Genomic DNA, 11,608 nt, shown 5'->3' with positions numbered 1-11,608 from the left:
TCTATTCCTATTATATATGTAAATACAGTTGTTTTGCTACTGTAAATGAATAAATAAAATAAGCCAAGACATAAAATTCTTGGCTACACATAAATCTTGTTTTTAGGCTATTTTACAGTGACAGTAGCTTGCTGCTGAACGCGCTCAAATAACCAGTGTATATCATTGTTATACATACGAATACAACCAAGTGTTGTCCATTTGCCGATTGCTTGATTATTGTTAGTTCCGTGAATCGCATAAGTTGTTCCGTAAGTTCCTGCCATATTTAATCCGAGCCAACGGTCACCAAGTGGATTACGTGGATCGCCGCCTTTAATTTTGCCTGTATAATAAGGGCGATTTTTAATTTTATTTACGATTTGAAAAGTGCCTTTAGGTGTAGGTGTTGCAGCTTTTCCAGTAGCGACAGTAAAACTTTTTATAAATTTTCCATCCTGATAATAATCCATTTTATTTAACTGAGTGTCTACGATTAATTGATCTTTCGTTGTAGCTGCCTCTGCGCTAGAGAATGGAAGAGTTAAAAATCCTAATGATAATAGTGCGCTTAATAATAATTTTTTCATTGTTATTCTCCTTTTACTATCGTAAGAGTCTTACATACAATGAAGTTGTAATCCTCGTAATGCTTTATTTACATTTTCATCTAATGTTTCAAAGAATGTAGTGATTTTGCTGTTGTGTTTGTTGTTGTTATCAATAAGTAATCTTTCATTTAATAAAAGCTCACCACGTAGTCCAAAACTTTGAACTTGAATATTTAGCTCATCTTCATTTTCAGAGATGATTGGTAAGAAATAATGAAAAGCTTTTGTTGGAATGATGTAGCTTTTGCCAATCATGCTTTCTTGATTTGAATTAATCCATTTTTTCGTGACAATTTTAATATTCTTTTTTGAAACGATAAAAGATAGTGTTGTAGATTTTGTTAAACTTACGTCAAATTCACTTGTTTCACAGATTTGTAAATTAAAAACGGTTTCATTTTGATGAGATTCAACATTTGTATTAATAAAATCGTGCATTTTATATGCTTCCATTTCGTATTCACCCTTTTTTCAATTTCGAAAAACGACTTATATTTATTCAAATTAATGCTTAGTCATATATTGGTTAAATTTTTCAACAAATTCCGATATAATCTTACAATACGTATATGAAGCTAATATGAAGTTAGTATGAGTTTGTGATGGTTTTTTATTGAGAACAAAATAAGAGAGGTTTTTAGTGCTAAAAAATGGATAAAATCTGCATGTTATTAATGCGCCTTTTCGCTATTTCGACTTGAAAAATGATTTTTACTATTTAATAAAGAACGAAAATCACTAGTGTGACCCTTACAAAAATGTAATAAAAATGTAAGCTATTGTGATAGTTATTTCGACAATTTTTTTATACAATAATAGTAAGAAGTTGTACGTGATTGAAAGGAGAGATGACATGGAATGGATTCATGAATTATTTCAGCAATACGGGTACTATGTTGTACTTGTCGGCTTGCTGTTAGAATATATTGCACTTCCGTTTCCGGGAGAGCCAACGTTAGCATATGCGGGATTTTTAGCACATAAGGGTGATTTAAGTTTACCGATTTTAATTATTCTATCCTTTATTGGGACAAGTGTAGGAATGACGATTCAATACTTTTTAGGAAATAAATTAGGTATGCCTTTCATTCAAAAGTATGGGAAATACGTATTTTTAACGCAAAGAAAAATTGACTTAACGAGAATGTGGTTTGATAAGTATGGGTACTTCTTAATTTTTATTGGTTTCTTTATTCCTGGTGTACGTCATTTCACAGGATACTTTGCAGGAATTATTAATTTACCATTCCGTCGTTTTGCCATTACAATTTATTCAGGTGCTCTATTTTGGGTATCATTCTTCTTAATCGGTGGTTACTGGTTAGGTGGAAACTTACATGATATCTTTGGAGTGCTAGAAGGTCATATCGGTAAAATCATTTTTGGAGTTATTGTGATTGTAGCGGTTACGTTAGGTATTCGTTTCCGTAAGCAGTTAAAACGAGTATTACTACAAAACGCAAGTTAATATGAAATCCATTCTATGTCAGAATTTAGGAAGTCAGTGCAAAAGCACTGACTTTTTTATTTTTAAGACTATGTTTAATGCACATTTTACATTCTTTATAGGAATTTGATACAGGATAAGAAATAAGTATCTTGTCAATTATTATAGTCGTAATGACAATTATAATTGACAAAGATAAGGATATTATTTACAATTTTAATTAAATAAATGAAAAAGAGGGAAGACATGAAGCTTCAAAATCGAGTGAGGGAATTGCGAGCAAAGCATCGTTTATCACAAGGGGATTTAGGGAAAGCGATTGGATCATCACGGCAAACGATTAGTTTAATTGAGCGCGGGGATTATGCACCATCTATCGTATTGTCGTTAAAAATCGCACAAATTTTCAATGTACCGGTGGAGGAAATATTTACGTTAGTAGAGGGGGAAGAGGACGATGAAGAGTAAACGAAAAAAACAATTTGATTCTGTGGGGAAAATAGCATTAAGTATGGTGGGTGGCTTTTTAACGTCTTATATAGCTTTAAATTTACTCTCGGATGAACCGAGAAAATTATCATCCAATACATTTATAGGTATATGTACTATTTTTGGAATCTTAATGATGTACTATACTTGGAAGAATACACGTATGTTAGCAGAGGCACGCGATGAAGAAGAGAGCGTACAAGGCAGAAAATTAGGCATTATAAGTATATATTTACGTGTAGGCGATATAGTTACGCAGGCATGGTTTGTATATGCAGTTATTACATGTAGACGTGCACTGTTGCAGGATACAAATGTTTCATTTGCGGTGTGGAATTTAGTAGCTTCTATTGTTTGTTTAACTACTGTAGTAATTATCGGACTTATAACAAAAAATCGTTATAATAAGCTATATCCTGAACAAGGTGTAACGTATATGGAATCTATGAAAATGTGGACGAAAAACGCAGATGAAGGATTAAAGCACATTGTGCATGAGGCTGGATATAAAGCGTATGAATTTACGAATACAATATTGGCATATGTATGGTGGGCTGCCGTTATATATACAGCTGCTAGTGATATCGATTTTGTATTAATTGGCTTAATCTCATTTATTTGGATATTGCATCTCGGGAAGTTCATGTACGAAATGCAAAGAAAAATGATTTATTAAGGGGAGAAAAAGGTGGATATTTTAAGAAGGCCAGCTGGCTCAATGACAGTGGCGCTAATTCTGTCCATTTTATACGGAGTAATCCGAACTGGGAAATTAGAAGTAATTTTGAACTTATGGGCAATAGTTGGAATTTCATTGTTAGTGTTAGTCATTCATGAGCTAGGACATGTAGTATTTGGTGTAATAGGTGGTTTGACATTTAAATTTATGACAGTAGGACCCATTACTATTCAAAAAGAAAAGGGAAAATTACGCATTCGAGAAAATAAATTGTGGGCGTACTTTGGAGGCGTTGCAACACTAGTACCACCTTCTATAGAGACACCGAATCTTTCGAAAAAGTGGGCGTGGCTTACTTTAGGTGGACCGATTACGAGTTTACTATTTGGTATTACTTCCGGTTACATATATATGGTGAGTTATTATCAATATCTTTTATATTTTTCCTTTTTCCATTTTGCAATCTTTGCGGTTACAATTGTGCCGATAAAAGGAATGCTTATGAGTGATGGGATGCAATTTCTTATTTTAATTAAAGATGATGAAAGAGCTAGAAATCATTTATATGAAATTCAAATATCGAGTGAGTTATTTAGTTATAAAAGACCGAAAGATTGGGATGAAAGGTTAGTAGAATTGAGTGAGGAGAAAATAAAAGAGAATAAAGGGATAAGAGAGATAATGAGTAGACTTATGCTCGTCTTTTTTGCTCGTGCAGATCAAGAGGGAATGGAAAGAGCGATACTGTATATAGAACGAATTGTTCAACTACCTGTAACGAAAGAAAATAAGTTTTTCGTTAGTAGTTTTCATAGTTGGTACCTTTTATATAAAGCCCTTTATCAGATGGATAGTCTTTCTTTGCAAGAAGCAAAGGAACATGCAAAGGTTATTACAAAAATGGACTTAAACGGATATTATCGTACACAAGGAATTATCAAATATTTAGAGAATGATCTAGAAGCTTCCCATACTTATATGAAGAAAGCTGATAAAGAATTGGAGAGCGCCGAGAAGAGTGAGATGGGATATTTACAAGTAGAAAGAGAATGGTTTGAGCAGCTGAAAGAGAGGGTATCTTACGATGGGTGAGGTATCCTCTTTTTTCTATGTCATCTTATGCCGTTCCATAAAAAGTGTGGGACGAGTAAAATAAGATATGAAGAGCAAAGCTTGGAGGAATTCTAGATGGAAATTTTAACGATTATTTTAATCGTCTTGCTCATTTATGTTGTTTTTAAAGTGGCATATGTAGCATTAAAGATACTCGCGATCTTATTAATTATCTTTTTAATCGTAGAGTTCGGCAGTAAGTTGCTTGGTGGATAGGGTATGTTGTGCGTTTTGAGTGTCGAAGGTTGTCGGTAAATCGATATCTTGTGTCGAAGCGTCGATATAATGAAAAAATCGTTGATATAAGTGGAGAAACGATCGATATATTTGAAAAATCGTTGATATATTTTAGTGAATACGAAGTGGGGTATGTGGAAAAGAAGTTGCCGTGAGGGTAACTTCTTTTTATCGTGATGCGGGGATATGCAAACCAACATAAAAAAGCTGGAAGAGTATCTTCCAGCTTAAGAGTTGCTTTCAATTTGGCGACCGCTATCTTCTTCATTGTCTTGTAAAAGGTTGAATACGTCTGCTAGGCAGAATGCAATGAACCAAGTCCATAGACCGTGGAAGAAAGCTGAGCTTAATTGAAGTGGTAATGTATAGTTTGTCATTGAGTAGGAAATACATCCACCAACGATTCCGATCATTGTTAATAACATTGTTTTTTGAGCGTTTTCTTCTGGATTGAAGAGGAAGTAAATGTATCCGCCTAAAATTGAAGCGCTTACAAGTGTTTCGATTCCATTAAAGATGATATTCTCTCCAAGCTGAGTGTTTGTCCAGAAGCAGATTGTTCCGCCGATAATAGCAAACAGGACAGCTATTGTATATCGTATATATTGATTCATATGTTCATCTCCCTATGTAATAAGATGATTTGGAAGTCAAAAAGGTAGGTATAGTATATTGAAGTGAGTTTTAATTGTACGTATCTTTTTATAAAAAGATCATTGAAGAGTAACTAAGATGATCGGTTGTTTAAACCGTTACGTGTATGGTGTCTGAAATATACCCGACTGCTCGTTTCTTTTTGCTTGTAAAATAAGAGAAACTTCCAAGTCTATATACTCTTTTTTTGTGAGTCTGCTTTCATTATAACACATTTAGGGACATAATAATAGAATTATCTGATTTTGTAATAAGTGTAAAAAATAAAAAGCGCAAGGAAATACTATTAACGGTGCAGTTTAGTGGAAGAAGGATTTTAATTTATTATGATGAAATATGTAATCAAGGTGAGATCTAAGAATGAGGCTTAAATACTATAAAAAATGTTTTATAGCATGAATGTAAGGGAGGAGAGCTAACTTGGAGTTCACAACAGAAAGATTAATAATTAGACCTTTTAAGAGTACTGATTTACAGGATGTATTTGCTATTTATAATAGTGATGATACATGTAAGTTCCTATTACATAATAAGTGGACTCATGAAGACATGCAGAAAAGATTTAATAAGAAGTTAGCAAATAATGTACTTACTAAAGAAACAATATTAAGTTTGGCAGTTATATACAAAACTAAAGTAGTTGGTGATTTATCCGTATGGTACACAAATATGAAAGACACTGTTGAGATTGGTTATAGTTTTTCAAATGAAGTAGCTAGGAGAGGTTTGGCGACAGAAGCAGTAAGTAGTTTGGTATTGAAATTATTTAATGAATGTAATGTACATCGTATACAGGCTAATCTTGATGCACGTAATACAGCTTCACAAAAATTGTGTGAACGAATAGGTATGAGAAAGGAAGCCCATTTCATACAAGATTTTTGGAATAAAGATGAATGGACAGATAGTATTGTATATGGAATGCTATCCTCCGATTTGTAGTAATAAACTTAGTGATTTTATTATGCTAAAAGGTACGTTAGTTGAATAACAAAGGGCATAACATATTATATATGACTAATATGTTATGCCCTTTAATTTATTAACCTTTTTATATGCGTTTGAAACGGCCGACAATTTCAACTGTTTCAGTAATGTTCATAAATGCTTTGTTATCCACTTGACGGATAATACGTTTCATTTCGCCTAACTCATAGCGAGTCACGACAGTGTAAATCATTTTTTTCTTATGGTTTGTATAGCCGCCGACAGCGTCTACCATTGTCACCCCGCGTATGCCGTGATGTAGTAGTGCGCTTTTTATTTCCTCGCCTTTTTCTGTAATAGTCATTATCGTTAATTTAATATGTTTCGTATGCACAGCGTCGATAACTTTGCTGACTACAAATCGACTAATTAACGTATAAAGTGTAATATCCCATCCGAAAATAAAACCTGCTGCTACAAGTAAGATTAAGTTGAATACAAATATGATTGCTCCAATTGAAACATCTCGATATTTCGCTACAATCAATCCAACAACATCAAAACCACCTGTTGAAGAAGCAAATCGGAATATAATTCCTGAAGCTGCTCCGCAGATAACACCACCGAATACAGAAGAAAGTAAAATATCGTCTGAAACTTGGTGTACCGGGATAATGTTCATCGCTAACGATGACACGGCTACAAAGTAAGCTGTTAAAAAGGTTGTCTTCTTGCCTAAGTAAAAGTGACTTAAAATAAGAAGAGGAATGTTTAGTAAAAAGATAAGTGCACCGATATTGTAGTGCATTAAATAACCGATAATCATCCCTACACCAGCGAATCCACCGCTAATCATATTATGCGGGATAAAAAACATATTCATAGAAATTGCATACAAAATAGAAGCTATAAAAATAACAACCAACTGTATCATAAATTCTAAGTGAAATGTTTTAGCTGCTGGGAAGGATAAAAAGGCGGTGTCGGGAACGTAATCGGCGTCTCCTAGTTGACCCATAGTATGTTTCATCTCCATATTCATTTTTGATTACAAGAAGAGAATAAAGGTTTTTTCAAAAACTGGCAATAGTTTTATTATAATGCAAAAATTTTATAAATTTCTAATAAATCAAGCCTATTCATTGATGTGTGTGAATATGCTAAAGAAAGCGAATACAACGTTTCTTAATTATTGTTTTCTTGAGAAAATATGCAAAATACTTTTTTTTGAAAATAAAAGGAAATAGAGAATATTTGCCCGATGTGCTAAAATGACCTTATTAAGGATGTGAAGCGATGGAATTTTTATTGCAGGATGCAATTCTATATATATCGTTTGTAACGACGGCACTTTGTTTATTAGAAGTTTTCTTCCTTGCTAATGTTTCTCGCTTTGTGCGTCAACAAGCATCAAACGGTAGACAAAGAGCTTTTGCGTTAGTTGATACATGTGAAGATAGTGCAGGAAATGTACCGCTATTTTCTATTTTTTATAAATATGGAATGATTCGTTCTGTACGCAGACAAGAATCAAGTGAAGAGAATGACGAGGTCGGTCCGTATACACCAATGTTTCGCTAAATAATTACGAAACATTGGAGGAATGAACATGTTAAAATCATACCGAGCTGTGCTCGTTAGTTTATCATTATTATTTGTTTTTGTTTTATCTGGTTGCAGTAATGCAGCCCCAATTGATGCACATAGTACGGGAATTTGGGATCATTATTTTGTATATCCAATCTCGTTTATGATTCAATTTGTTGCTCATCATATACCTGGAGCTAGCTTTGGGATTGCTATCATTATTATGACGCTCGTTATTCGTTCAGCAATGATTCCATTAGCTGTTTCGCAATATCGCAGCCAAGCGAAAATGAAGAAAATGCAACCTGAATTGCAGAAGCTAAAGAAAAAGTACGGTGATGTAAGCAAAGACCTTGAAAAACAAAAGCAGTATCAAAAAGAAATGTCAGAACTAATGAAATCAGGCGGTTGGAATCCACTTGCTGGTTGCTGGCCATTATTAATACAAATGCCGATTTTCTCTGCTTTGTATTATGCGATTAGCAGAACTGAAGAGATTCGCACATCTTCGTTTTTATGGGTGAACCTAGGACATGCAGATCCATATCATATATTACCGATTATTGCAGCGTTAACGACATTTATTCAGATGAAAGTTTTCCAATCGAATATTACACCTGGAGAACAAGTACAGATGCTAAAGATGCAGCAAATTATGATGCCGGCAATGATTCTATTTATGGGGTTTGCGGCGCCATCAGGACTTGTGTTGTACTGGATAACAGGTAACTTATTTACAATGACACAAACAATTGTATTAAGAAAAATAATGGAACGTGAAGAGTTACAATTACAAAAAGCATAGAGAAACACCGCTCATTACGAGCGGTGTTTTTTTGTTAAATCGTTAAGGAAATGTTAAGAAACCGACATTACTATAGGCATTGTATACGAAAGTGTACATGCATTAGAAATATGAAGGAGGAAATTTCCTATGAAGAAGAAAACAGTTGGTTATTTAGCGATTGCAGGTGCTTTATCATTCGGAATCATTGGAGGAGTCGGCATTCCGGCATTCGCGGCAACGAATACTCCAGCAGTGGATCAGCCTGCAAAAACGGCGAAAAAGGATTTGGATGACGCTACAAAACAAAAAGTAAAAACAATTATGGACGATACAAAGAAACAGTTAGAGGAACTAGGTGTAAAGCTTCCAGAGAAAGAGAAGCGTAAAGACATGTTTGCAGGATTAGATGAACAGGCGAAAGAAAAAGCGAAGTCCATTTTAGAGCAAGAGAAGTCTGGTAAATTAACACGAGAACAGGCAAAAGAAGAATTAACAAAATTAGGCGTGAAGTTCCCAGAAAAGGGTAAGCACAAAGAAATGTTTGCGGGATTAGATGAACAGGCGAAAGAAAAAGCGAAGTCCATTTTAGAGCAAGAGAAATCTGGAAAATTAACGCATGAGCAAGCAAAAGAGGAATTAACAAAGCTAGGTGTGAAAATGCCGGAGAAAGGTAAACATGGAGACATGTTTTGCTAACTTAGATGAACAGACAAAAGAGAAAGCGAAGTCAATTTTAGAGCAAAAGAAATCCGGAAAATTAACGCATGAGCAAGCAAAAGAAGAATTAACAAAATTAGGTGTGAAACTTCCAGAGAAAGAGAAGCATGAAGACATCTTTGCTGGATTAGATGAAGCAACAAAAACAAAAGCAAAAGCGATTTTAGACAACGAAAAGAAACAATTAGAGGCATTGAATGTTGATTTACCGCACCATAAGTTTTTTATGAAAAAAGAAGATAAATAATTGATTTATGTATCTTTCGTGTGGGCAACCGGAAGGTACGTGCGAGGACCGATTTCTGTCAGCAGAAATCGGTCCCTTTTAATGATTCAATAAAATTCTTTTCATTGTTAGTATGTATCCGAAGATGCAGTAGAAGATTGCAAAACCGATAAATACTTCCGTATATTGATATTTACCCAATACGTAGAAGGAAACAGCTGGTATAATAGCTACCGCTAAAATGCTATAACCAGGATACTTGTGCCGATGCATGATAGCGAATAGAATAGAGAGAAACGTAGCAATGATACAAAAGACAGCAATCATTATTAGTACACCTCCTAAATGGATTATACCATTTTTAGGGAATTAGAGAAGTTTTGTATGTTCTGTTATAATATAAGAAGAGAAATATTTCCTATGTTATATAAAAAAATATATTGATTTTTTCTAACAATTCAATATAATGAACAATAACTACAAAATTCGACATCAAGAAGTGATGATGAGGACATGATCAATTTTTTACGATTTTCAGAGAGGGAAGCCTTTGGCTGTGAGCTTCCTAATACGGAAAAATGGATTACCACCTCTGAACTGCAGCAGTGAACGAGCATCTAGTAATTGCTTGCCGGCAAAAACCGTTATTTAGACTTGAGAAATTGGTGAAGTGTGTTACTTTACGAATTGAAACAAGGGTGGAACCACGAATACAACACTCGTCCCTTTTTTAGGGAGGAGTGTTTTTTTATTTCATTTTTGCATCACACTAGGATTGGAAGGAGGATACGCAGCATGCATCATGATGAGAAGAACAAAATTGGTTTAACAGTAGCACTTTCTATCGTAGTAGGAACGATTATTGGATCTGGTGTGTTTATGAAACCAGGGAGCGTATTAGATTACTCGGGGAGTTCTAATATGGCCATTCTTGCTTGGATAATTGGTGGTCTGTTGACGCTAGCGAGTGGTTTAACAGTAGCTGAAATTGGAGCGCAAATCCCGAAAAATGGTGGGTTGTATACGTATTTAGAGGAGATTTACGGAAGTTTTTGGGGATATTTATCAGGTTGGATGCAAACAATTGTTTATGGACCTGCTATTATCGGAACATTAGGTTTATACTTTAGTTCTTTAATGATTAATTTTTTCTATTTAGATAAAGTATGGAATTTACCAATTGCAATTGGAACAGTTGTGTTCCTTGGCGTTGTAAATAGTATGGGAACAAAATACGGAGGTATCGTTCAAACAATCACGACAATTGGGAAGATGATTCCGATTGTGTTAATTGTTGTGCTAGGTTTCTGGAAAGGGAATAGTGATATCTTTAACGTAGTTGTGCCGATATCGCAAAATCAAAGCATCGGTATGGCAATTTTAGCAACGTTATTTGCTTATGACGGCTGGATTTTACTTGCTTCGATTGGTGGAGAAATGAAGAATCCAACAAAGTTATTACCGAAAGCAATGACAGTAGGGATTTTAATCGTAACGGCTGCTTACGTATTAATTAACTTGGCGTTATTAAATGTATTACCAGCAGCGAAAATTGTAGACCTTGGAGAAAATGCAACAGCGACAGCTGCGGGTATGTTACTTGGAGAATATGGCGGGAAAATTATTAGTATCGGTATTATCGTTTCCATTTTCGGCTGTTTAAATGGAAAGATTTTAACGTTCCCACGTATCCCAATGTCTATGGCAGAGCGTGGACAACTTCCATTTTCTAAGTTTATTGCAAAGGAAAGTCCGAGATTTAAAACACCAGCAAATGCGATTACTGTTGAAATCATTTTAGGAATTATTTTAATGATTATTAGTGATCCAAATAAGCTATCTGAGATTTCCGTATTCATTATTTATATTTTCTACGTAATGACGTTTATTGGTGTCTTCATCTTAAGAAAACGTAATAAGAATAAAGAGCGTGCATATAGTGTACCGTTATTCCCAATCGTACCAATCGTAGCGATTTTAGGTTCGTTCTTTGTAATCGGTAGTGCGATTATTAACGATCCAGTAAGTTGTTTCTTATCAATTGGAATTGTCTTTACTGGACTGCCGGTGTATTGGTATTTAAATAAGAAGAAAGAAACAGAATGATGGAAGGGTAGGCGTATAATACGCCTACCTTTTTTACTGTAAAAAAATT

14 protein-coding genes, 1 pseudogene and 1 other annotated feature are annotated in these 11,608 nt (G+C 34.4%); of the genes and pseudogenes, 10 read left to right on the top strand and 5 right to left on the bottom strand.

Going from position 1 to position 11,608, the window contains the following annotated elements; all coding sequences use genetic code 11:
* Positions 1-107: 107 nt before the first annotated feature.
* Positions 108-569, bottom strand: coding sequence for a L,D-transpeptidase (locus BC_RS25065; RefSeq protein ID WP_000735063.1), 462 nt, complete (start codon positions 567-569; stop codon positions 108-110).
* A gap of 30 nt (positions 570-599) precedes the next feature.
* A complete protein-coding gene (locus BC_RS25060) occupies positions 600-1,043 on the bottom strand; it encodes a DUF3978 family protein (RefSeq protein ID WP_000388769.1) in 444 nt (147 codons plus the stop codon).
* 400 nt (positions 1,044-1,443) lie between these two features.
* Here BC_RS25060 and BC_RS25055 point away from each other — a divergent pair, with 400 nt between their 5' ends.
* From BC_RS25055 to BC_RS25035, 5 genes are all read left to right on the top strand, one after another.
* On the top strand, positions 1,444-2,058 hold the full coding sequence (locus BC_RS25055; RefSeq protein ID WP_000454754.1) for a DedA family protein: 615 nt from the start codon (positions 1,444-1,446) through the stop codon (positions 2,056-2,058).
* Between the two features lie 225 nt (positions 2,059-2,283).
* Positions 2,284-2,505, top strand: coding sequence for a helix-turn-helix transcriptional regulator (locus BC_RS25050; RefSeq protein ID WP_000776168.1), 222 nt, complete (start codon positions 2,284-2,286; stop codon positions 2,503-2,505).
* Positions 2,495-3,202, top strand: a complete 708-nt coding sequence (locus BC_RS25045) for a DUF3169 family protein (protein WP_000837720.1) — start codon at positions 2,495-2,497, stop codon at positions 3,200-3,202. The genes BC_RS25050 and BC_RS25045 overlap by 11 nt, the downstream gene beginning before the upstream one ends.
* 42 nt (positions 3,203-3,244) lie before the next feature.
* Entirely contained in the window at positions 3,245-4,297 is a 1,053-nt protein-coding gene (locus BC_RS25040) for a cytochrome c oxidase subunit II (protein WP_033685529.1), read from the top strand.
* A gap of 96 nt (positions 4,298-4,393) precedes the next feature.
* A complete protein-coding gene (locus tag BC_RS25035) occupies positions 4,394-4,534 on the top strand; it encodes a DUF3985 family protein (protein ID WP_000404784.1) in 141 nt (46 codons plus the stop codon).
* Positions 4,535-4,782: 248 nt separating this feature from the next.
* On the opposite strand, the gene BC_RS25030 is transcribed toward BC_RS25035, so the two are convergent.
* Positions 4,783-5,169 (bottom strand): DUF3938 domain-containing protein, encoded by a 387-nt coding sequence (locus tag BC_RS25030; RefSeq protein ID WP_001077773.1) that lies wholly within the window; start codon positions 5,167-5,169, stop codon positions 4,783-4,785.
* Between the two features lie 460 nt (positions 5,170-5,629).
* On the opposite strand from BC_RS25030, the gene BC_RS25025 reads away from it, so the two are divergent.
* Positions 5,630-6,151, top strand: a complete 522-nt coding sequence (locus BC_RS25025; protein WP_000397308.1) for a GNAT family N-acetyltransferase — start codon at positions 5,630-5,632, stop codon at positions 6,149-6,151.
* A gap of 109 nt (positions 6,152-6,260) precedes the next feature.
* Here BC_RS25025 and BC_RS25020 read toward each other — a convergent pair whose 3' ends face one another.
* A complete protein-coding gene (locus tag BC_RS25020; RefSeq protein WP_000530044.1) occupies positions 6,261-7,154 on the bottom strand; it encodes a YitT family protein in 894 nt (297 codons plus the stop codon).
* 278 nt (positions 7,155-7,432) lie between these two features.
* On the opposite strand from BC_RS25020, the gene BC_RS25015 reads away from it, so the two are divergent.
* From BC_RS25015 to BC_RS25005, 3 genes and pseudogenes are all read left to right on the top strand, one after another.
* Positions 7,433-7,717: a hypothetical protein gene (locus BC_RS25015; protein WP_000394926.1), complete on the top strand. Its 285-nt coding sequence runs from the start codon at positions 7,433-7,435 to the stop codon at positions 7,715-7,717.
* A 28-nt stretch (positions 7,718-7,745) separates the two neighbouring features.
* Entirely contained in the window at positions 7,746-8,528 is a 783-nt protein-coding gene (gene yidC / locus BC_RS25010) for a membrane protein insertase YidC (RefSeq protein WP_000920524.1), read from the top strand.
* 129 nt (positions 8,529-8,657) lie between these two features.
* A pseudogene (locus BC_RS25005) lies at positions 8,658-9,474 on the top strand (hypothetical protein).
* Positions 9,475-9,552: 78 nt separating this feature from the next.
* Here BC_RS25005 and BC_RS25000 read toward each other — a convergent pair.
* Positions 9,553-9,780, bottom strand: coding sequence for a hypothetical protein (locus tag BC_RS25000; protein ID WP_000562231.1), 228 nt, complete (start codon positions 9,778-9,780; stop codon positions 9,553-9,555).
* Positions 9,781-9,946: 166 nt separating this feature from the next.
* Positions 9,947-10,183 (top strand) — a binding site (T-box leader).
* Positions 10,184-10,248: 65 nt separating this feature from the next.
* Between BC_RS25000 and BC_RS24995 the strand changes: the two genes are divergently transcribed.
* Complete coding sequence (locus tag BC_RS24995) at positions 10,249-11,559, top strand: APC family permease (RefSeq protein WP_000546302.1); 1,311 nt, start codon at positions 10,249-10,251, stop codon at positions 11,557-11,559.
* The last annotated feature ends 49 nt before the right edge of the window (positions 11,560-11,608 follow it).

The sequence above is a fragment of the Bacillus cereus ATCC 14579 genome (assembly GCF_000007825.1).
GTDB classification, from domain to species: domain Bacteria; phylum Bacillota; class Bacilli; order Bacillales; family Bacillaceae_G; genus Bacillus_A; species Bacillus_A cereus.
This window is presented reverse-complemented; position numbering and strand designations above follow the sequence as displayed.

Excerpts from the sequence above, each read along its gene's own strand:
- BC_RS25065 (WP_000735063.1), bottom strand. The coding sequence starts at position 569 with ATGAAAAAATTATTATTAAGCGCACTATTATCATTAGGATTTTTAACT.
- BC_RS25060 (WP_000388769.1), bottom strand. The coding sequence starts at position 1,043 with ATGGAAGCATATAAAATGCACGATTTTATTAATACAAATGTTGAATCT.
- BC_RS25055 (WP_000454754.1), top strand. The coding sequence starts at position 1,444 with ATGGAATGGATTCATGAATTATTTCAGCAATACGGGTACTATGTTGTA.
- BC_RS25050 (WP_000776168.1), top strand. The coding sequence starts at position 2,284 with ATGAAGCTTCAAAATCGAGTGAGGGAATTGCGAGCAAAGCATCGTTTA.
- BC_RS25045 (WP_000837720.1), top strand. The coding sequence starts at position 2,495 with ATGAAGAGTAAACGAAAAAAACAATTTGATTCTGTGGGGAAAATAGCA.
- BC_RS25040 (WP_033685529.1), top strand. The coding sequence starts at position 3,245 with ATGACAGTGGCGCTAATTCTGTCCATTTTATACGGAGTAATCCGAACT.
- BC_RS25035 (WP_000404784.1), top strand. The coding sequence starts at position 4,394 with ATGGAAATTTTAACGATTATTTTAATCGTCTTGCTCATTTATGTTGTT.
- BC_RS25030 (WP_001077773.1), bottom strand. The coding sequence starts at position 5,169 with ATGAATCAATATATACGATATACAATAGCTGTCCTGTTTGCTATTATC.
- BC_RS25020 (WP_000530044.1), bottom strand. The coding sequence starts at position 7,154 with ATGGGTCAACTAGGAGACGCCGATTACGTTCCCGACACCGCCTTTTTA.
- BC_RS25015 (WP_000394926.1), top strand. The coding sequence starts at position 7,433 with ATGGAATTTTTATTGCAGGATGCAATTCTATATATATCGTTTGTAACG.
- yidC (WP_000920524.1), top strand. The coding sequence starts at position 7,746 with ATGTTAAAATCATACCGAGCTGTGCTCGTTAGTTTATCATTATTATTT.
- BC_RS25000 (WP_000562231.1), bottom strand. The coding sequence starts at position 9,780 with ATGATTGCTGTCTTTTGTATCATTGCTACGTTTCTCTCTATTCTATTC.
- BC_RS24995 (WP_000546302.1), top strand. The coding sequence starts at position 10,249 with ATGCATCATGATGAGAAGAACAAAATTGGTTTAACAGTAGCACTTTCT.